Genomic DNA, 18,017 nt, shown 5'->3' with positions numbered 1-18,017 from the left:
CGCGGTGACGACGCGGGCGACCACCGGGTCGCCGACCGCCGTGCCGCTCGGGCGGCGGGTACTCGACGCCGGGCCGGTACTCGCACTGGCCCTGCTGGTGGTGGTCTTCTCGCTGGTCACCGGCCAGTTCTTCACCCTTGCCAACGCCGGCAGCATCGCCAACCAGGCGACGATCCTGCTGGTGCTGGCCACCGGTGCCACCTTCGTTATCCTGCTCGGCGGCGTGGACCTGTCCATCGAGGGCGTGATGGCGACCAGCTCGCTGGTCACCGTGCTGCTCGCCGCGAACGACCGCAACGGCAACCACCTCGGCTATGTCGCGGTGCTCGTCGGCACGGCGGTCGGGGCGCTGTTCGGGCTGGTGAACGGGCTGTTGCACACCCGGCTGAAGATCCCGTCGTTCATGGTCACGCTGGGCACCGGGGCGATCGGCATCGGCATCGCCACGGTGCTGTTCGGCGGTCAGCCGCCCCAGTTGCTGGACGACGGGCTGCGCGCCTGGGGCACCGAGCGGATCGCCGGGATGCCCCGACTGGTGATCATCGCGGTCGCGGTGCTGGTGCTCGGCTACCTGATCCAGAAGTTCACCAGGATCGGGCGCTACATCCTGCTGATCGGCGGTGACGAGCAGATCGCCCGGCTCGCCGGGGTGTCGGTGGCGCGCTACAAGCTCTACGCGTTCGTGCTGGCCGGCACCGCCTCCGGGCTGGCCGGCGCGATGGCGTCCACCCAACTGGGGGTGGGCGACGTGCAGGTCGGCTCCGGGCAGATGTTCGCCACCATCACCGCCGTGGTGGTCGGCGGTACCGCGCTGACCGGTGGCCGGGGCGGCGTGCCGCAGACGCTGGTCGGCGCGCTGCTGATCAGCGTGCTGGCCAACGGCCTGATCCTGGTCGGCATCGACCCGTCCATCCAGCGTTCCGTGCAGGGCGTGGTCATCGTGGCGGCCATCGCGGCCACCGCGTGGACCCAGCGTCACAGGTTGCGGGTGATCAAATGAGCGGGCCGATCGAGACAGGCGCGCCGGTGCTCGAGCTGCGCGGGGTGACGAAGCGGTTCCCCGGTGTGGTGGCCCTGGACGAGGTGAGCATCGAGGTCCGCCCGCACGAGGTGGTCGGGCTGATCGGCGAGAACGGGGCCGGCAAGTCCACCCTGCTGAAGATCCTCTCCGGGGTGTACCAGCAGGACGAGGGCGAGCTGCTGGTGCGCGGCGAGCCGGCCCGCTTCCGCGGCCCCCGGGAGGCGGCTCGCGCGGGCATCGGCATCGTGCACCAGGAGCAGTCGCTGGTCGGGTCGGTGTCGGTGGCGGAGAACCTGCTGCTCGGCGCGGAGGGCCGGTCGGTGCGCGGCGGGTTCTACCGCTGGTCCGACCTGAACGCGCGGGCCCGCGAGCAGCTGGCCAAGATCGGGTCGAAGATCTCGCCGACGGCCACGGTGAACACCCTCACCTTCGCCCAGCGGCAGATGATCGAGGTGGTCAAGGCCATCTCGGTGGAGGATCTGGTCGATCGACCGGGAGGCGGCCCGGGCGACGGCACGGCACACGCCGAACCGGTGGTGGTGTTCGACGAGCCGACCTCGGTGCTGGCCGGCGAGGACCTGGACATGCTGTTCACCCAGATCGAGCGGCTGCGCACGCGGGCCTCGGTCATCTTCGTCTCGCACCGGCTGGACGAGGTGCTGCGGGTCTCCGACCGGGTCTACGTGCTCAAGGACGGCCGCTGCGTGGCCGAGCGCACACCGGACTCGGTGGACACCCAGGAGCTGTACCGGCTGATGGTGGGCCGTTCCAGCACCGGGCAGTACTACCGGGAGGACGAGCAGGGGCCGGTGACCGACGCCGAGGAGGTGCTCGGCGGGGTCGGGCTGAGCCTACGCGGGCGGTTCTCCGACGTGTCGCTCTCGGTCCGCCGGGGCGAGGTGCTCGGGATCGCCGGTGTGCTCGGCTCCGGGCGCGAGGACCTGTGCCGGGCGATCTTCGGCGCCGAGCCGCTGGACGGCGGCGAGCTGCGGGTGGCCGGCAAACCGGTGCGGTTCCGGGTGCCGGCCGACGCGGTGCGCGCCGGCATCGGCTACATCCCCGCCGAGCGCCGCTTCGAGGGCGTGGCGATGGGCATGTCGGTGGCGGAGAACATCCTGCTGGCGGACGCCTCGTCGGTGTCGGCCGGGCCGTTCGCGGTGCCGTCGAAGCGCGCCGCCCTGGTCGGTGAGTGGATCGAGCGGCTGCGTATCCGCACACCCGGCCCGGGCACCGACGTGGCCACCCTGTCCGGCGGCAACCAGCAGAAGGTCGCGCTGGCCAAGTGGCTCTGCTCGCCGAGGCTGCGGGTACTGGTGCTGGACCACCCGACCCGGGGCCTCGACGTCGGCGCCAAGGAGGACGTCTACCGGTTCGTCCGCGAGATGTGCGGGCGGGGGCTCGCGATCGTGCTGCTCTCGGACACCCTGGAGGAGACGATCGCGCTCAGCCACCGGGTGATCGTGATGCGGGACGGCCAGGTCGCCGCCCGGTTCGACGCCGAGCCCGGCGCCAAGCCCACCCAGGTCGATCTCGTCGAGCAGATGGTGTAGCCGATGTCCACTGTCCCGGTGTCGCAGGGTTCCGCGGGGTTGTCCCGGCGGCTGATCGCCGGCGTGCCCGCCGTCGTCCTGCTCGTGCTGATCCTCGCCGTCGCCAGCCAGCGGCCGTCGTTCCTCAGTGTCACCAGCCTGCGCACGCTGCTCGAGGGCACCGCGCCGCTGCTGCTGCTCGCGCTCGGCCAGACCTTCGTCATCCTGACCGGCGGCATCGACCTGTCCCAGGCCGTCCTCGCCTCGTTCGGCACCGTGCTGCTGGCGCTGTGGCTGCCGATCGGGGGGCCGCTCGGCGCGCTGGCGGTGCTGCTCGCACTGACCCTGGCCGGTGCGCTCAACGGCCTGGTCTGCGCCTATGCCCAGATCCCGTCCTTCGTGGTCACGCTGGGCACGATGGGGCTGTGGGCCGGTGCCGCGTTGGCGGTGTCCGGCTCGTCCACCATCTCGATCACCAAGGGCTACAACACCATCTTCTGGCTGCGCGACCTGCGGGTGGCCGGGCTGCCGGTGTCGGCGATCATGGCGATCGGCGCGGTGCTGCTGGCCGCGGTGCTGATGCGGGCGCTGACGCGGGGACGGTCGCTGCACGCGATGGGCCTCGCCGAGCGCGCCGCGCAGATGTCCGGCGGGCGCACGTTCCGGCTGCGGGTGCTCGCGTTCGCGCTGTCCGGGCTGTGCGCGGGGCTGGCCGCGATGGTGCTGGCCGCGTCCCAGTTCAGCGGGGCGCCCTCACTCGCCGACTCGCTGCAGCTGCCGTCCATCGCGGCCGTCGTGGTGGGCGGCACGGTGATCACCGGCGGCATCGGCGGACCGCTGCGCACCCTGGTCGGTACGTTGCTGGTGGTGGTACTGCGGGTGGGCATGAGCGTGGTCGGGGTGCCGCCGAGCTACGAGCAGATCGTGTACGGCACGGTCATCGTGGCCGCCGTCGCGCTCACCCTGGACCGCCGCCGGGTCGATATCGTGAAGTAGGAGCGTGTTACCGAGCTGCACACCAGGCAGGTTCGATCATGGATCTGGCTGCCTGTCGTGCAGCTCGGCAACAACAGGCAGGTGGGGAGCCGCGGCTGCGGCGGTTGGGAGGATCCCGGTGCAGGTCGTCACGGTGCGGCGTTACCCGGTGAAGTCGATGCTCGGCGAGACGGTGCAGAGCATCGCGGTCGACGAGCGGGGCGCCGAGGGTGATCGCCGCCTCGCGCTGGTCGACGTCGCGACCGGGCGGGTGGCGACCGCGAAGCATCCCCGACTGTGGCGCGGGCTGCTCCAGTTCGCGGCCACCGGCGGCCCGGGCCGGGTGCGTATCCAGCTGCCCGGCGGGGGGACCGTGGCCGCCGACGAGCAGGGCATCGACGAGCTGCTCTCCGGGCTGCTCGGCCGGCAGGTGCACCTGGCCAGCGAGCGTGCCTCGGGCGCGGAGGTGGAGCGGCCCGCCCCGGAGGACGTACTGGAGCACGGGGTCGAGGCCGAGGTCGAGTACGCCACCCTGGAGATCTCCCAGGGCACCCCGGGCACCTCGTTCGTCGACTACGCGCCACTGCACCTGATCACCACCGCGACACTGGAGCGGATCGGCGCCGAGGCGGAGCGCTACCGGCCGAACCTGGTGGTGACCACGCCGGCGGGCTACCCGGCCTGGGCGGAGAACGAGTGGGTCGGCCGGGAGCTGCGGATCGGCGGTGTCGACGGCCACGGCGGCATCCGGGTGCGTGGCTCGCTGCCCACCCCGCGCTGCGCGGTGCCCACCCTGGAGCACGGCGCGCTGCCGCGCGCGCCGCACGCGGTCCGGACGCCGATGGCGGAGAACCGGGTGGACGTGCCCGGCTTCGGCGTGCTGCCCTGCGCCGGGGTCTACCTGGAAGTGCTCTCCGGTGGCACCATCCACACCGGCGACCAGGTGACGCTCAACTAATTCGGCTCGCACACAGCGGCCGCGGCCCGCACAGAGTCTGCAGGGGCTGTGCGGCCCGCGGCCGGTCTGTGCGAGCCGGGGTCTGTGCGTCAGGCGGCGGGGTGCAGCAGGTCGTCCAGGCCGATGCGGCGCAGGAAGTCCGCCCTGATCCGGTCGCCGACCGCGAAGACCACCGCGGCGCCGTCGTCGGAGGGGTCGATGTGCACCCGGTACGGCCGCCGGCCCTTCTCGGTGTCCACTACCGTGACGATCGCGCGGGCCACCTCGGTGGGGTCCGCCCAGGTCGGTTCGATCTCGGCGAGCTTCTGCCCGACCTGGTCCATCAGACCGGCGTAGCGGTTCTCGTAGGCGTCCGCCACGGCCTGGTCCGCCGGGCTGCCGCTGTGCGCGAAGTGGTTGGTGCCGTGCGTGAACGAGCCGGGCACGATGATCGAGGTCTCGATGCCGAACCGGGAGAGCTCGAGCGCGTAGCTGACCGCCAGCGTGTCCATCGCGGCCTTGGCGGCGAAGTAGGGCGCCAGGTAGGGCGGGGTGCCGCCGCGCGAGCTGGAGCTGCCGACCCAGACCAGCAGGCCGTCGCCGCGCTCCCGCATGTGCGGCAGCGCCGCCCGGTTGAGCCGCTGGGTACCCAGCACGTTGGTGTCGTACAGCGCGGCGAGCTGCTCCGGGGTGAAGGCCTCGGCCGGTCCGGTCACCATGTGGCCGGCGTTGTGCACCAGCACGTCGAGGTGCTCCCGCTCGCTGAGCACGGTGGCGACGGCGGCCGCCGCGGAGTCGTCGGAGCTGACGTCCAGCTCCACCGGGCGCAGGGTCACGCTGTGCTCGGCGGAGTAGGCGGCGGCGGCATTGGCGGCCTCGGCGTTGCGGCCGGTCACGTTGCGCATACCGGCGTAGACGGTGTGCCCGGCGTCGGCCAGCAGCCGAGCGGTGAGGGCGCCGAAACCGCTGGAAGCACCGCTGATCAGGATGGTCTTGGACATGGCGAACTCTCCTCGTGTCGAATGGGGGCGAACGGGATCGCACAGCGGTGAGCGGTGCGGTGCGGGTCAGGCGATGCCGCCGTTGACGCGGATGACCTGGCCGTTGACCCAGCGGCCCGGCCCGGCCAGGAAGGCGACGACCTCGGCGATGTCGGCCGGGGTACCGAGGCGGCCCCTCGGGTTCTGCGCGGCCATCCGGGCGATCAGCTCGTCGTCCTTGCCGTCCAGGAACAGCGCGGTCGCGGTGGGGCCGGGGGCGACCGCGTTGACCGTGATGTCCCGGGTGCCCAGTTCCTTGGCCAGGATCGTGGTGAGCGCCTCGACCGCGCCCTTGGTGGCGGCGTAGGCGGTGTAGGTCGGCAGCTTCAGGCCGACCACCGTGGTGGAGAAGTTGATGATCGCGCCACCGGGGCGCAGCCGGCGGGCGGCCTGCTGGTCGACGACGAACGTGCCCCGGATGTTGGTGCGGCTCATCCGGTCGAAGTCGTCCAGGTCCAGGTCGACCAGGGGAGCGAGGGTCATGATGCCAGCGGCGTGCACGGCCACGTCGACACCGCCGTAGGTCTGCTCGGCGAGGTCGAAGACGGCCGACACGGCGGTCTCGTCGGCGACGTCGGCCTGGGCCGCGACGGCCTGGCCGCCGGCCTTCTGGATGGCCTCCACGGCGGCGTCCGCCTCGGCCTTGTTGCCGGCGTAGTTGATGACGACGGCGAACCCGTCGGCGGCGAGCCTCTCGGCGGTCTCCCGGCCGATGCCCCTCGATCCGCCGGTCACGATGGCGACGCGCTGCTCGGTGCTGGTCATGACGATCTCCTCGATGTGGGTGTGTCTGTCCGCCGGGCGGCGCCGGGGGCGCCGTCCGTTCCGTTGGTTCGTGCTGTTCTGGGTTACTCGTTGTCGGAGAGCCTGGCCAGCCATTCCTGCAGCAGGGCGGCCTCGCCCTCGCTCAGTGACCCGGCCGGCGACCGGCGCAACAGGGCTGCCAGTCCGGCGGCGACCCGGCTCGTCTCGGCACGGTCATCGACGGCGTCCGGTTCAGCCGCGGAGCCCGGCTCCCCGGTGGTCCTCGGTTCGGCGAGTACGGCGGCGTGTACCGCGTCCCGCACCCGCCTCGGCAGTTCCGGGTCCCGGTAGGTGTCCGGCTGGCTGATCGTCAGCAGCGAGACGCCGACGTTCGCCGTCATGATCATCTGCGCCGCGACGTCGGTGGACACCTTCAGCCGACCGGCCGCCGCGCACCGCTCCAGGACCACCGTGAGCAGCCGGTATGCCTCGGCCGAGGCGGGAGGGGTCGCCACTCTGCCCATTGCGGGGGAATGCATCAGTCGGTAGTAGTTCGGGTTCGCCTGGGCGAACGCGACATGGCTGTCCCAGCCGCTGCGCAGGTCGTGCACCGGATCCTCGGACGGGGTGGCGGCCCGCTTGGTGGCCAGGTACCTGTCGAACGCGTTGTCGACGACGGCGGACAGCAACCCCTCCTTGTCGCCGAACTGCCGGTACAGCGCGGGGGCGCCGACTCCGGCGGCATCGCACACCGCCCTGGTCGAGATGTCCCCGGACGGAGACTCGGCGAGCAACACCGTCGCCGCTTCGAGTATCCGTGTTCTCGTGTTCATGTAAACGACGCTACCACGCCGCTGGTAGTAGCGCTAGCACGAATTCGTAAGCATCGTTACGCGGCTGACGGTCTCGTCGCTCCGGGCTGCGCCATGGATCCGTCGAGCTCAACCTCAGCCGGCTGATCTCCTTGGTCGAGGCCAGCTGGGGTTGAATTGATCATGCGGTGTGCGGGCGCTGCCTGTGCCGGCTGCACCGGGTCTGTGCGAGCGAGACGCGGTGTGCTGGCGGTAACGCTGTGCGGCTCGGTCCGATGAACAGGACACACCGCCCCGGGAGGACACCGCCCGCCATGAACGTATCGCCGCTCGACTCCCCAGCCCCGCCCGCCGAGACGAATGCCGGGTCCCAGGCGGGGGCCACCCGGTGGGTCCCCACGCCGAGGACGTTGCGCTTTGTGGCGAAGCGGCCGCCGGCGCTGCCCTGGCTGTTCTGGGCCACCGCCGCGCTCGGCCTGCTGGCCATGATCGCGTCCCCGGCACTGCTGATCCCCGCCGGCCTGGTCCTCCTGCTGACGGTGTTGACCGGAGTGCGTTGGCGGGCCGCGAAGTCGCTCGCCGAGCAGAAGAACGCCGAGGTCAGCTCCGCGCCCGGCCGGCACGCCAGGGCCGACGACGCGGACGCCGTGTCCGCGCTGGTGCCCGCGCAGCGCAGTGCGCCGCCCACCGACACCGACCTGCAACCGGCCGGCCGGCACCGGCTCGTCGACTCAGGACACTGAACCGCCCGGCCGCTGCCCGCGCCGGTCGGTAACGTCACGGCGTGACCTCTTACGCGGCGGGCGGGCAGGTGGTGCGACTGGGCAGCTGGCCGACCCCGCTGGAGCCCGCGCCCCGCCTCGCCGAGCGGATCGGGCTGCGGCCGGACGACCTGTGGATCAAGCGTGACGACCTGACCGGGCTGGCCGGCGGCGGCAACAAGGTCCGCAAGCTGGAGCACACCGCCGGCGCGGCGCTGGCGGCCGGCGCGGACACCCTGGTCACGACCGGCGCCGCGCAGAGCAACCACGCCCGCTCGACCGCCGCCGCGGCGGCCAAACTGGGGCTGCGCTGCCTGCTGGTACTGGCCGGTTCGCCGCCCGACGAGTCGACCGGCAACCTGGTGCTGGACCACCTGCTGGGCGCCGAGCTGCACTGGGCCGGCGCCGCGGACGATACCGCCCTGGAGGCCCGCGCCAACGGGCTGGCCGACGAACTGCGGACCGCCGGCGCCCGCCCGTACCTGGTGCCGTTCGGCGGTTCCGGGCCGATCGGCTCCCGGGGCTACCTCGGCTGCGCCGCCGAGCTGACCTCGCAGGTACCCGGCATGGATCACCTGGTGGTCTCGGTGGGTTCCGGCGGCACGATGGCCGGACTGGTCGCCGGCCTGGGTGCTGCCCGGGTGCTCGGGGTGGACTCCGGCGCGGTGGGAGATCCGGCGGTACGGGTTCGCGCCATGGTGGCGGCACTCGGCGGCTCCGGCGACGGCCTGCGGCTGCACGGTGACCAGGTCGGCGCTGGCTACGGCCAGCTCACCGACGCCGCCCGCCGCGCGATGACCGACGTGGCCCGCACCGAAGGCCTCGCGCTCGACCCCGTATACACCGCGAAGGCCTTCGCCGGGCTGACTGCCGCGGTGGCCGCCGGCGAGATCCGGCCGGGGGAGCGCACCGTGTTCCTGCACAGCGGCGGCCTCCCCGGTCTGTTCGGGCACACCTCAGCCCGTGAGTGGTAGTGATCGCCAGACCGACGGGCGGGGTGAGGGTCGGGGATTTAGGGTTCGTCGAGACTGAGAGGAATGCCTGTGCCTGACGAGACACCCCCCGTGAAGGTGGGCAATGTGCTGCACCCGGTCGGCAACGTGGCGGCGGCGGTGACGTTCTACCGGGAGGCGTTCGGGCTCGGGCTCAAGTTCGCCGACGGCGACCGGTACGCCGCGCTCGACGCCGGCGGCACCACGCTGGCGCTGGCCGGGCCCGAGGAGGACGTCACCGGCGGAGTCGCCGCGGTGTCGTTCAAGGTGCCGGATGTGGCGGCGGCGCTGGCCGCGATCACCGAGGCCGGCGGCAGCGTCATCCGACCCGCCGAGCAGGGCCCGCACGAGGTCCGCGCGGTCGCCCGCGACCCGTGGGGCAACACGATGGTGGTGTACGCCGCCCGCTAAGCCGCACCGACGCCGGCCCGTACCCGGGCGGCGCCGCCGGTCCGTACCCGGGCGACGCCGACGCCGGGCCCGTACCCGCGCCGACGCCAGGCGAGCGTCTCCCGACAGATCAGGGCGCCCCCCGGTCGAAGGCGGTGGCCGCCTCCTCGTAGTCCAGGTGCTCCAGCTCGCCGCGCATCACCTCGTCGTCCAGCTCGCCGGCGTTGCGGGCCTCGACCAGTGCCTTGCGCTGCGCGGCGTACATGTCCCGGCGCAGCGCCCGGGTGGTCTCCTCGACCGAGAGCCAGGTGGTGCTCGGGGTGGCGGCGTCCTCCTCGGCGTCCGCGCTCTCCCGCGCGTCCAACTCCCGGCGCGCGTCCACCGCCGCCTTCGTCCTGTCCACCACGTACTCGACGACGGCGGGGTTGGCGCCCGGCGGCGGATCCGTGCGGGCCGCCTTGAGCACCTCGCGGGTCGCCGCCCGGGAGATCTCCCTGGCCCGCCGCAGCTCGTGCGCCCGCGCGCGCTGCTCGGCCTCCGGCGCGCTGATGCCGAGGGCCCGGACCAGCGGCGGCAAGGTCAGCCCCTGCAGCAGGATGGTGCCCACGGTGACCACGAACGCGAGCGCCTGGATCGCCGCCCGCCCGGGGAACGGGGCGCCGCCGACGGCCAGTACCGGGATGCCGGCGGCGGCCGCCAGGGTGATCACGCCGCGCATGCCGGTCCAGGAGACGACCACCAGGTTGCCCCACGCCACCTGCTGCGGTGGGGCCGGCTCCGGGCCGCCTTTCCCCCGCTGCCGTTCCGACCGGTCGGCGGCCGTCCGGGCGAAACGCGGCAGCGCGGCGAGCCGGCGCAGTGCCCTGCTCCACAGCAGCTGGTTGCCGTAGGTCAGGAACACCCACACCGGCCGGATCAGCAGCACGGCGGCGAAGACCGCGGCCGCCGCCAGCGCGAACGTGCCGGCCGGCATCCCGGACCGCGCCAGATCCTCGAACACGAAGCGGCACTGCAGTCCCATGTAGGCGAACACGAAGGCCTCGAGCAGCACGCCGGCGGTGTTCCAGAACTGCCGGCCCTGCAGCCGGGTGGCGAAGTTCGCGTCCGCATCGTGATGCCCCAGCCAGAAGCCCGCCGCGACGACCGCGAGCACGCCGGAGGCATGCAGTTGCTCCGCCGCGAGGTAGGCCACGAACGGCGCAAGCAGGCTCAGCGCGGTCTCCAGTCCGCTGTCGCGCAACCGCAGTCGGATCTGTTGCACCACGAAGGCCACGCAGAGCCCGAGCAGGATGCCCACCGCCGCCGCGTAGCCGAACAGCAGCACCGGGTTGGACAGCACCGTGTGGGTGCCGGTCGCCGCGGCCACCGTGAGGCTGAAGATGGTCAGCGCGGCGGCGTCGTTGACCAGGCTCTCGCCGGTCAGGATGGCCATCAGCCGCCTGGGTAGGCCCAGTTGCCGCCCGATCGCCAGTGCGGTCACCGCGTCCGGCGGGGCCACCACCGCGCCCAGCACCAGTGCGGAGATGAGGGTCAGCCCGGGCACAGCCCAGGTCGCGACCACTCCGGTCACCAGCGTCGAGACCACCACCATGCCGACGCCGAGGGACAGGATCGGGCGCAGCCCCTTGGTGAAGCTGACGAAGGAGAAGTCCAGCGCGGCCGAGTACAGCAGCGGCGGTACCACCACGCTCAGGATCAGCTCCGGCGGCAGCTCGAAGCGGGGCAGCCCCGGCACGAACGACACCGCCGCCGCAATCAGCACCACGACCAGTGCCGGCTGCAGCCCGCGCCGCTGGGCCACCGCGGTGACCGCGATGGCCCCCACGATGACCAGCAACAGCTGTATCCCGTCCATCCTCGAGCCCCCTCCGAGGTGAGTCTGCCGGGCTCGATCTTTGCCGCTCGCCGGCAACGCGTTGGGTGTGGCCCATCACCTGCTAAGTCTTGAAATAAGACTTAGCAGGTGAGAGCGCGTCAGATCGAGCGGTCATGTCGAGCGACCGAGGCTAGGGGAGGCGCACTGTGCGACAGTCCACGACAAGGTCGGCGGCGGTTCGATGACCGATGTTCAACCGCGCCGGCCGTTGCCCGCGAAGCTCGCCGACCACCCGTCGGTGCGGGCCTTGCTCGCCCGCCGGGAGTCCGACGGCGAGGCAGTCACCGGGGCCGGTGCGGGCCAGGCCGGAGAACACCGGGTAGGTGGTGACGTCCACCCCGTCGACGCCGTCGACCAACTGTCCGATGAGGAGAACACCGGGATGGTGAACGGGCTCGAGGTCCGCAAGGGCTCCGTCGCCGCCTTCATCGCGAACCTCAAGATCCTCGAGTCGCTGGCGCCGACCGATCCCGGCTATCCCGAGGTGGAGGCGCAGCTGCGTGCGCTGGCGCCGGCGGTCCGGGCGGTGGGTGTGTTCGACGTGCTCGCGCCGCGCTCAGCCACGATCGCCGCCATCGTCGGTGAGGACCGGCTCAGCGGGAACGCGGCCGCCGGGAGCTGAGCCGACAGCCCGGTCCGGGCCGTCGGCTGGCAGCTCAGCTTCCGTGGCGGGTGCAGGCCGGGTCGTTGGCGTTCGCCCCGGTGCATGCGGGCGGGGCGGCCGTGCCGGTGGTGGATCCCGACGTCCCGGTGGTGGGCTGCTTGTTCGGCTGCTCGCGGTGACGCCTCGGATCGCCGCCCGTGCCGGACCCGGTGGTGGGTCGGCCGGTCCGCGGGTCACGGGTACCCGGCCCGGTCGTCGATCCACCGGTGCCCGGGCCGGCGGGGTTCTGGGCACCCGGGTCCTGACCACCGGGCTTGTCGGGCCTGCCGGGCCTTACCGGTCCACCAGGGTCCTGGCCGCCCGGGTTCTGGCCGCCGGGGTTCTGGCCGCCGGGGAAGCCCGGGAAGCCGGGCCTGTCCGGTTTGGTCGGGCCGCCGGGGTTCTGGCCGCCGGGGAAGGCCGGGCCGCCCGGTTTACCCGGGAACGTCGGGTCGGTGGGCCCTGCCGGGTCGGTGGGCCCGGTCGGATCCGCCGGACTCACCGGCTTGGCCGGACTCACCGGCTTGGCCGAGTCCGTCGGGTTCAGTGGCCTGGCCGGGTTCGCGGGCAGGATCAGCTCGCTCTGGCGGCTGGGGTCCGCCGACGAGCTCGGGGTGCCGGGCTCGTTCGGGCCGCCCGGATTTTTCGGCTCGTTCCGGCCGCCGAGCGTGCTCGGGTCGCGGCCGCGCAGTTTGCTCGGGTCGCTCGGTGAGCCGGTCTGGTCGGTGTCCATCGGCTCGCCCTCGCGGGTGATGTCCGCCGACTGCACCAGGTTCTGGCTCTTGCGGGAGAGCTCGTTCCTACGCTCCGGGTCCTGGACCTGGTTCAGCTCGGGCTGCACGGTCGCCAGTGCGGCGCGCGCCTCGGCGACCCGGCCCTGGGCCAGTGCATGTTGCGCGGTGGTCAGCGCGGTATCGACCCGGTATGCCGCCTCCACCGACTTCGCGCGGTTCGCGTCGATCACCCTGGACACGCCCCACAGTGCGTCGCCGGGCTGCGCGCCGCCGGCCGCCACCGCTACCCCGGACAGCGCCATCACCGCTACCGCCGCGGCGGCGGCCACCGGCATCAGCCGGCGCCTCGGCCGGGCTGCTCGCTGGCCGTCGCAGATTGCCGCGGAAGCCCGGTCGATCGACAACAGCTCGGGGAACGGTTCGGATTCGACGTCCGCGCGCCAGCCGGCCAACATCGCCAGTACCTGTTGATCGTCGGCGTATCCGGAGTCGAACCCGGGATCGAATCCGTGGCTGTATCCCGGTCCCGCCGAACGGCCGACCGCGAGTGCATCGAGCAACTCGTCATCGGCTCGAATCGACATGAACTCGACCGGATCAACCCGTTCGTGATCGTCCGCCGAAAAGTCAAAAGGGGAGCTAAGTGCCGCGGCACCGGGGCGATTGGTCCGACGTCTGCCACTCGGCGTGGACTTGTCCCAAGCACTGCGCACGGTCAGATCACCTCCTCTGTTACCAACGGTTCTTGTTCGTTTGCGGGAGCCATCGACCCCTGTATCGGCGAAGGGGCCCAAAGTGCTACTTGTCCGGCGAAGAAGACGCGCAAATCTTGCGCGAGCTGGGACTTGTTGATCATCGCGCCGGGTTCGATCGCGGTGTCGAAGGGGGCAGATCGGCGCTAGGTTCACCCGAAAGTTGACCGCATCGACCTGCGCGTCGGCACCGGTTTCGCGCGGTCGACGCCGACCGGTCCATGGCTCCCCGCACCGGCCCTCCCCCCGTTGAACGGCCGTTACCTGGTCGGTGCAGCCTAACCTAAGAGATTGTTGAAAGGGTTACGCATGGTGGCATTGTGGTTGCATCATGCAACGATAGATTCGAGATCTTCACTCGACCGTGAACTCAGAAGATCACCCGTTCGGGAGTCGCTTGCGTCGGTATCCGAAGCGGTGCGGCGCTAGCGAACGGGCCCGGGGATCTGTGAGACCCCCGGGCCCTGGCACACGGACGGACGCTCAGCAGCTGGACTTGTAGACCGCCGCCTGACCCTCCGGGGTGTTCAGGTTCGCCTGGGTGAGCACGGTGAACCCGGTGCCGATCGACTTGGTGACCGGCTGGCCCTTGAGCGCGGCCACCGCCTGGTCGACGCCGTTCTTGCCGATCAGCGCCGGTTGCTGGGCCACCAGGGCCTGGACGGTGCCGGCCTGCAGTGCCTTGACCTGGTCCGGGCCGGCGTCGAAGCCGACGACCTTCACCGCACCCTGCTTGCCGGCCTGCCGGATCCCGGTGGCCGAGCCCTCGGCGGAGAACAGGTTGGTGGCGAAGACTCCGACGATGTCCGGGTTCGCCTGCAGTGCGGCGTTGACGATCTGCGCGGCCTTCTGCGGGTCGTTGTTCGAGTACTGCACGCCCAGGTCCTGGTAGGCGGGGTTGGCCTTGACCGCGTCCTGGAAGCCCTTCGCGCGGTCGTCGGTGGTGCTGATGCCCGGCTGGACGCTGACCACCAGTACCTTGCCGCCGTTCGGGGCCAGCTGGTGGATGGCGTCGAACGCTGCCTTGCCGCCACCCAGGTTGTCCGACGCGATGGCCGACGCCGCGACCGACGGGTCCTTCAGCGTGGTGTCCACCAGCACGACCTTGATGTTCTGCTGCACAGCCTGCTGGATCGGCTGCTGCATGGCGGAGACGTCGGTCGGCGCGATCAGGATCGCGTTCGGCGCCGAGGCGATCACCGACTGCAACACCGGCGTCTGCAGTGAGGGGTCGAACTTCTGCGGGCCGTTGGTGGTCACTTCCGCCCCCACCTTCGCGGCCTCCTCCTGGATGCCGCACTGCATCGTGACGTAGAACGCATCCCCGATCACGCCCTGGACGAACGCCAACTTGACCGGGCCGTTGGCCGGGGCGCCCCCTGTTGAATTACTCGACCCACACGCGGTGGCGCCGAGCGCCATCGCGAGCAGACCAGCGATGATCGCGCCTTTGCGGTTCATCGGTTCACCTTTCTCGGACCACTCCCGAAGCGGGAGAGAAATGGGAATTGCAGGGACGAACCGCGCAGTGCGGCCGCACGGCGCGCCTGATCGACAAAGACGGCGCCGATCAACACCGCGCCGACCACCACCTGTTGCCAGAACGACTGCACGCCGAGAATCACGAAACCGTTCTGCAACACGGACGGGATGAACAACCCGATCACCGTGCCGAAGATTGAGCCAACGCCACCGAACAGGCTGGTGCCGCCAATCACTACCCCGGCGATCACATTCAGGTTCGTATTGGACTGCCCGCTGATCGTGGTGGACTGGAAGAACGCCAGGTTCAGGATGCCCGCGAAGCCGGCCACCAGCCCGGCCAGCGCGTAGACCTTGACCAGGTGCCGGTCCACCCGGACACCGACCCGGCGGCCGGCCTCGGCGTTGGAGCCGACCGCGTAGGTGTAGAGCCCGAACCGGGTGCGGTGCAGCACGATCCCGCCGAGCACGACCACGAGCAGCGCGATCACGGACAGGGTCGGGATCTGGCCGACGATGTTGCCGAAGCCCACCGTGTTGACCAGTACCTCGGGCGCGTCCCGCAGGTCGATGCCGCCGGTGATGATCTGGGAGAAGCCCAGCGCCATGCCGAGCGTGCCGAGGGTGACGATCAGCGGAGGTACCCGCGCCCTTGCGATCAGCAGTCCGTTGACCAGGCCCCAACCCAGCCCGCACAGACACGCCACCACGATGCCGACGGTCGCGGTGCCCCAGCCGGCGCCGCCCATCGCCGCCATCGTCTTGTCCGCGATGACCCCGCTGAACACCAGCACACTGCCCACCGACAGGTCGATGCCGCCGGTGATGATCACGAAGGTCATGCCGACCCCGAGTACCGCGAGGATCGAGGTGTTGACCACGATGCCCCGGATGTTGAACGGGGAGAGGAAGGTGGTCGGGCGCAGCACCGCGAAGATCAGGACGATGACCACGAGCACCAGCACGATCTGGAGCGCCTGCAGTCGGGCCAGTCGGGCCAGCCGCCCCTTCGGCGGGTCCTCGTCCAGTACGGCGGTCTCGTCGTTCTCCTTGGACGCTGCGTTGGATGGCTCGGCTTCGCGCTCGTTGCGCCCTGTTGCCCGCCCAGGCTCGAGGGCGCTCCCCGATGCTCGCTCGCTGACGCCGTCGCGACTGGTCATTTCGCCTCCTCGCGGCTGAATGCGCCGGTCATCGCGGCGACGAGCTGCTCCATGTTGGTGTCCTTGGCGCGGTAGGTGGCCACCATCCGGCCCTGGCGCATCACCTGGACGCGGTCGGCCACCTCCATCACGTGCGGCATGGAGTGGCTGATGAACACGACGCCGATGCCCTCGTCGGCGACCCGGCGGATCAGGTCGAGCACGTTGCGGGTCTGCACCACGCCGAGTGCGGCGGTCGGTTCGTCCAGGAAGATCACCTTGCTCACCCAGGCCGCCGCTCTGGCCACCGCCACACCCTGCTTCTGTCCGCCGGACATCGAGCCGACAGCGCCGGACAGGTTGCGCACCGTGGCGCCGAGCTTGGCGAACGCCGCCTTGCTGCCCTCGCGCATCGCGTGGTTGTCCATGAACCCGAGGCGCCCGAGCAGGCCGGGGTGCATGATCTCCCGGCCCAGGTACATGTTCTGTACCGGATCCAGGTGCGGTGCCAGCGCCAGGTCCTGGAACACCGTCTCGATCCCGAGGCCGCGCGCGGTGGCCGGAGTGTCCAGCCGGACGCGCTCACCGTTCAGCCGGATCTCGCCGCCGTCCGGCACCTCGCTGCCGGACAGCATCCGCACCAGCGTGCTCTTGCCGGCGCCGTTGTCGCCGATCAACGCGACCACCTCGCCGGCGTCGACGTCGAAGTCCGCGCCGTTCAGCGCCCGCACGTGCCCGTACTGTTTGACCAGCCCCGTTGCTTGCAACAGCGTCATGCCGAGAGTGCCTCCTTGCACAGTCGTCCCATCAGTTCAGCGGCCCGAGCACGTCACGGCCCGCGCACGTCAGTGGCCCCGGGTCACGGCCTCAGCTCCCCACTGCCGCGGGCGATCAGCCGGAGCGGCGCCTCGATCCGTCTGGGCGGCTCGGTACCGCCGGCCAGCCGGTGGAACAGCCGCTCGGCCGCCAGTTGGCCGATCACCTCGGGGGAGTGGTCGATCACGGTGACCGCCGGCTGCAGGCTGGCCGCCATGGAGAAGTCGCCGAAGCCGACCAGCGCGACGTCGGTCCGGTCCAGCGTGTGCAGCGCCGGGGCCACCCCCATCGAGCTGCGGGTGTTCGAGGTGAAGAACGCGGTGGGCGGGTCGGCGTGGCCGAGCAGCTGGCCGGCCCGCTCGGTGGCCTCGGGGATCTCCGAGCAGTCGGCGGCGATCAGGGACTCGTCGACCGGGATGCCGGCGGCCTCGAACTCCGCCCGGTACCCGGCAAGGCGCTGGTCCGCGGTCTCCAGGTTGAGCAGGTCGCCGACGTAGGCGATCCGGCGGTGGCCGTGTGCGATCAGGTGGCCCACCGCGGTGCGCGCACCGTGGTAGTCGTCCACCAGCACGGCGTCCACGCCCAGCTCGATCGGGCCCCGGTCGATGAACACCACCGCACAGGACGCCGCGCCCAGGTACCGGTGGTTGAGCGAGGCCGGCGCCACGATGATGCCGGCCACCTTGCGGCGGATCATTCCCTCCAGCAGCAGCCGCTCCCGGTCGGCCGAGCGGCCGGTGCTGGCCACCGTCACCGTCAGCCCGTTGGCGAACGCCACCTTCTCGACCTCGCTGGTGACGCTGGCGAAGAACGGGTCCGCGATCGAGTCGACCACCACGCCGATGGTCTCGTCGGTACCCCTGCGCAGCGAGCGGGCCAGCGGGTCGGGCTGGTACTGCAGCTCGACGATCGCCCTGGCGACCCGCGCCCGGGTGTGTTCGGCGACCCGGGGATCGCCGTTGAGCACCCGGCTGGCGGTCTTGGTGCTGGTGCCGGCGGCGGCCGCGACATCGCTGAGCCGTGCCTTGCGCCCGCTCACCAGACCGGCTCCCGACGTAGGTAATCGATGTCATAACGTGGTGCAGAACACTCGTTGCTCCCCGCCGGGATGTCAATACGTCCACGCGCGGAAGCCCGGTGTTGCGCACAGCGCCTGCCGGGGCCCGGGACCGCGCCACCGGCGAACCCGGCCGGCCGGAACACCTGGGTGACCGACCGGGTCGTGGTGTAGTAGAAGGTGGTGTCCCGCCAGCACTGGGCGCGCCTGGCCCCGTTCCCGGGACCCCCGGTCGAAGAGCTCGTAGACCTCCAGCTGCCTGTCGCGCATCCAGCTCCGCCTCTCGTGGTGGGTGCGCCCAGCGAACCCACTGGACG

General features: G+C 71.5%; 17 protein-coding genes. 8 read left to right on the top strand and 9 right to left on the bottom strand.

The annotated features are described in order from the left end of the window. Positions 1-4 precede the first annotated feature (4 nt). The 4 genes from ACTXG6_RS44145 (at position 5) to ACTXG6_RS44130 (ending at position 4,483) form a co-directional block, all read left to right on the top strand. Complete coding sequence (locus ACTXG6_RS44145; RefSeq protein WP_445185248.1) at positions 5-1,000, top strand: ABC transporter permease; 996 nt, start codon at positions 5-7, stop codon at positions 998-1,000. Then, on the top strand, positions 997-2,571 hold the full coding sequence (locus tag ACTXG6_RS44140) for a sugar ABC transporter ATP-binding protein (RefSeq protein WP_445185247.1): 1,575 nt from the start codon (positions 997-999) through the stop codon (positions 2,569-2,571). Before ACTXG6_RS44145 ends, ACTXG6_RS44140 begins: the two co-directional genes overlap by 4 nt. Positions 2,572-2,574: 3 nt before the next feature. Next, positions 2,575-3,546: an ABC transporter permease gene (locus ACTXG6_RS44135; protein WP_445185246.1), complete on the top strand. Its 972-nt coding sequence runs from the start codon at positions 2,575-2,577 to the stop codon at positions 3,544-3,546. 118 nt (positions 3,547-3,664) lie between these two features. Next, complete coding sequence (locus tag ACTXG6_RS44130) at positions 3,665-4,483, top strand: MOSC domain-containing protein (RefSeq protein ID WP_445185245.1); 819 nt, start codon at positions 3,665-3,667, stop codon at positions 4,481-4,483. 89 nt (positions 4,484-4,572) lie between these two features. Here ACTXG6_RS44130 and ACTXG6_RS44125 read toward each other — a convergent pair whose 3' ends face one another. The 3 genes from ACTXG6_RS44125 to ACTXG6_RS44115 all read right to left on the bottom strand — a co-directional run bounded on the left by ACTXG6_RS44125 (position 4,573) and on the right by ACTXG6_RS44115 (position 7,079). Next, a complete protein-coding gene (locus ACTXG6_RS44125; protein ID WP_445185244.1) occupies positions 4,573-5,463 on the bottom strand; it encodes an SDR family NAD(P)-dependent oxidoreductase in 891 nt (296 codons plus the stop codon). A 66-nt stretch (positions 5,464-5,529) separates the two neighbouring features. After that, positions 5,530-6,267 carry an SDR family oxidoreductase gene (locus tag ACTXG6_RS44120; RefSeq protein WP_445185243.1) on the bottom strand — a complete coding sequence of 246 codons (738 nt, stop codon included), beginning with the start codon at positions 6,265-6,267 and terminating at the stop codon, positions 5,530-5,532. A gap of 83 nt (positions 6,268-6,350) precedes the next feature. Further along, on the bottom strand, positions 6,351-7,079 hold the full coding sequence (locus tag ACTXG6_RS44115; RefSeq protein ID WP_445185242.1) for a TetR family transcriptional regulator: 729 nt from the start codon (positions 7,077-7,079) through the stop codon (positions 6,351-6,353). 293 nt (positions 7,080-7,372) lie between these two features. Between ACTXG6_RS44115 and ACTXG6_RS44110 the strand changes: the two genes are divergently transcribed. From ACTXG6_RS44110 to ACTXG6_RS44100, 3 genes are all read left to right on the top strand, one after another. Beyond that, positions 7,373-7,801 carry a hypothetical protein gene (locus tag ACTXG6_RS44110; protein ID WP_445185241.1) on the top strand — a complete coding sequence of 143 codons (429 nt, stop codon included), beginning with the start codon at positions 7,373-7,375 and terminating at the stop codon, positions 7,799-7,801. Between the two features lie 41 nt (positions 7,802-7,842). Beyond that, positions 7,843-8,793 (top strand): D-cysteine desulfhydrase family protein, encoded by a 951-nt coding sequence (locus ACTXG6_RS44105; protein ID WP_445185240.1) that lies wholly within the window; start codon positions 7,843-7,845, stop codon positions 8,791-8,793. A 90-nt stretch (positions 8,794-8,883) separates the two neighbouring features. Continuing rightward, positions 8,884-9,222 carry a VOC family protein gene (locus ACTXG6_RS44100; protein ID WP_445185239.1) on the top strand — a complete coding sequence of 113 codons (339 nt, stop codon included), beginning with the start codon at positions 8,884-8,886 and terminating at the stop codon, positions 9,220-9,222. 109 nt (positions 9,223-9,331) lie between these two features. Here the strand turns inward: ACTXG6_RS44100 and ACTXG6_RS44095 are convergent, their stop codons facing one another. Then, entirely contained in the window at positions 9,332-11,056 is a 1,725-nt protein-coding gene (locus ACTXG6_RS44095) for a cation:proton antiporter (protein ID WP_445185238.1), read from the bottom strand. A gap of 202 nt (positions 11,057-11,258) precedes the next feature. On the opposite strand from ACTXG6_RS44095, the gene ACTXG6_RS44090 reads away from it, so the two are divergent. Continuing rightward, positions 11,259-11,699: a hypothetical protein gene (locus ACTXG6_RS44090; protein ID WP_445185237.1), complete on the top strand. Its 441-nt coding sequence runs from the start codon at positions 11,259-11,261 to the stop codon at positions 11,697-11,699. A gap of 34 nt (positions 11,700-11,733) precedes the next feature. Here the strand turns inward: ACTXG6_RS44090 and ACTXG6_RS44085 are convergent, their stop codons facing one another. The 5 genes from ACTXG6_RS44085 to ACTXG6_RS44065 all read right to left on the bottom strand — a co-directional run bounded on the left by ACTXG6_RS44085 (position 11,734) and on the right by ACTXG6_RS44065 (position 17,682). Next, positions 11,734-13,038 (bottom strand): anti-sigma-D factor RsdA, encoded by a 1,305-nt coding sequence (locus ACTXG6_RS44085; protein ID WP_445185236.1) that lies wholly within the window; start codon positions 13,036-13,038, stop codon positions 11,734-11,736. Between the two features lie 651 nt (positions 13,039-13,689). Next, positions 13,690-14,667, bottom strand: coding sequence for an ABC transporter substrate-binding protein (locus ACTXG6_RS44080; protein ID WP_445185235.1), 978 nt, complete (start codon positions 14,665-14,667; stop codon positions 13,690-13,692). Next, positions 14,664-15,848 carry an ABC transporter permease gene (locus ACTXG6_RS44075; RefSeq protein ID WP_445185234.1) on the bottom strand — a complete coding sequence of 395 codons (1,185 nt, stop codon included), beginning with the start codon at positions 15,846-15,848 and terminating at the stop codon, positions 14,664-14,666. Before ACTXG6_RS44075 ends, ACTXG6_RS44080 begins: the two co-directional genes overlap by 4 nt. Further along, positions 15,845-16,603 carry an ATP-binding cassette domain-containing protein gene (locus tag ACTXG6_RS44070; protein ID WP_445185233.1) on the bottom strand — a complete coding sequence of 253 codons (759 nt, stop codon included), beginning with the start codon at positions 16,601-16,603 and terminating at the stop codon, positions 15,845-15,847. Before ACTXG6_RS44070 ends, ACTXG6_RS44075 begins: the two co-directional genes overlap by 4 nt. Positions 16,604-16,686: 83 nt before the next feature. After that, positions 16,687-17,682 carry a LacI family DNA-binding transcriptional regulator gene (locus tag ACTXG6_RS44065; protein ID WP_445185232.1) on the bottom strand — a complete coding sequence of 332 codons (996 nt, stop codon included), beginning with the start codon at positions 17,680-17,682 and terminating at the stop codon, positions 16,687-16,689. Positions 17,683-18,017 lie beyond the last annotated feature (335 nt).

Source organism: Pseudonocardia sp. Cha107L01, assembly GCF_052566575.1.
The sequence above is the reverse complement of the archived record's forward strand: the minus strand, read 5'-3'. Positions and strand labels throughout refer to the sequence as shown.

Bases quoted from the DNA above. Each gene is read 5' to 3' on its own strand.
- ACTXG6_RS44110 (WP_445185241.1), top strand. From the start codon at position 7,373: ATGAACGTATCGCCGCTCGACTCCCCAGCCCCGCCCGCCGAGACGAAT.
- ACTXG6_RS44085 (WP_445185236.1), bottom strand. From the start codon at position 13,038: ATGTCGATTCGAGCCGATGACGAGTTGCTCGATGCACTCGCGGTCGGC.
- ACTXG6_RS44070 (WP_445185233.1), bottom strand. From the start codon at position 16,603: ATGACGCTGTTGCAAGCAACGGGGCTGGTCAAACAGTACGGGCACGTG.
- ACTXG6_RS44140 (WP_445185247.1), top strand. From the start codon at position 997: ATGAGCGGGCCGATCGAGACAGGCGCGCCGGTGCTCGAGCTGCGCGGG.
- ACTXG6_RS44125 (WP_445185244.1), bottom strand. From the start codon at position 5,463: ATGTCCAAGACCATCCTGATCAGCGGTGCTTCCAGCGGTTTCGGCGCC.
- ACTXG6_RS44135 (WP_445185246.1), top strand. From the start codon at position 2,575: ATGTCCACTGTCCCGGTGTCGCAGGGTTCCGCGGGGTTGTCCCGGCGG.
- ACTXG6_RS44075 (WP_445185234.1), bottom strand. From the start codon at position 15,848: ATGACCAGTCGCGACGGCGTCAGCGAGCGAGCATCGGGGAGCGCCCTC.
- ACTXG6_RS44115 (WP_445185242.1), bottom strand. From the start codon at position 7,079: ATGAACACGAGAACACGGATACTCGAAGCGGCGACGGTGTTGCTCGCC.
- ACTXG6_RS44080 (WP_445185235.1), bottom strand. From the start codon at position 14,667: ATGAACCGCAAAGGCGCGATCATCGCTGGTCTGCTCGCGATGGCGCTC.
- ACTXG6_RS44120 (WP_445185243.1), bottom strand. From the start codon at position 6,267: ATGACCAGCACCGAGCAGCGCGTCGCCATCGTGACCGGCGGATCGAGG.
- ACTXG6_RS44095 (WP_445185238.1), bottom strand. From the start codon at position 11,056: ATGGACGGGATACAGCTGTTGCTGGTCATCGTGGGGGCCATCGCGGTC.
- ACTXG6_RS44090 (WP_445185237.1), top strand. From the start codon at position 11,259: ATGACCGATGTTCAACCGCGCCGGCCGTTGCCCGCGAAGCTCGCCGAC.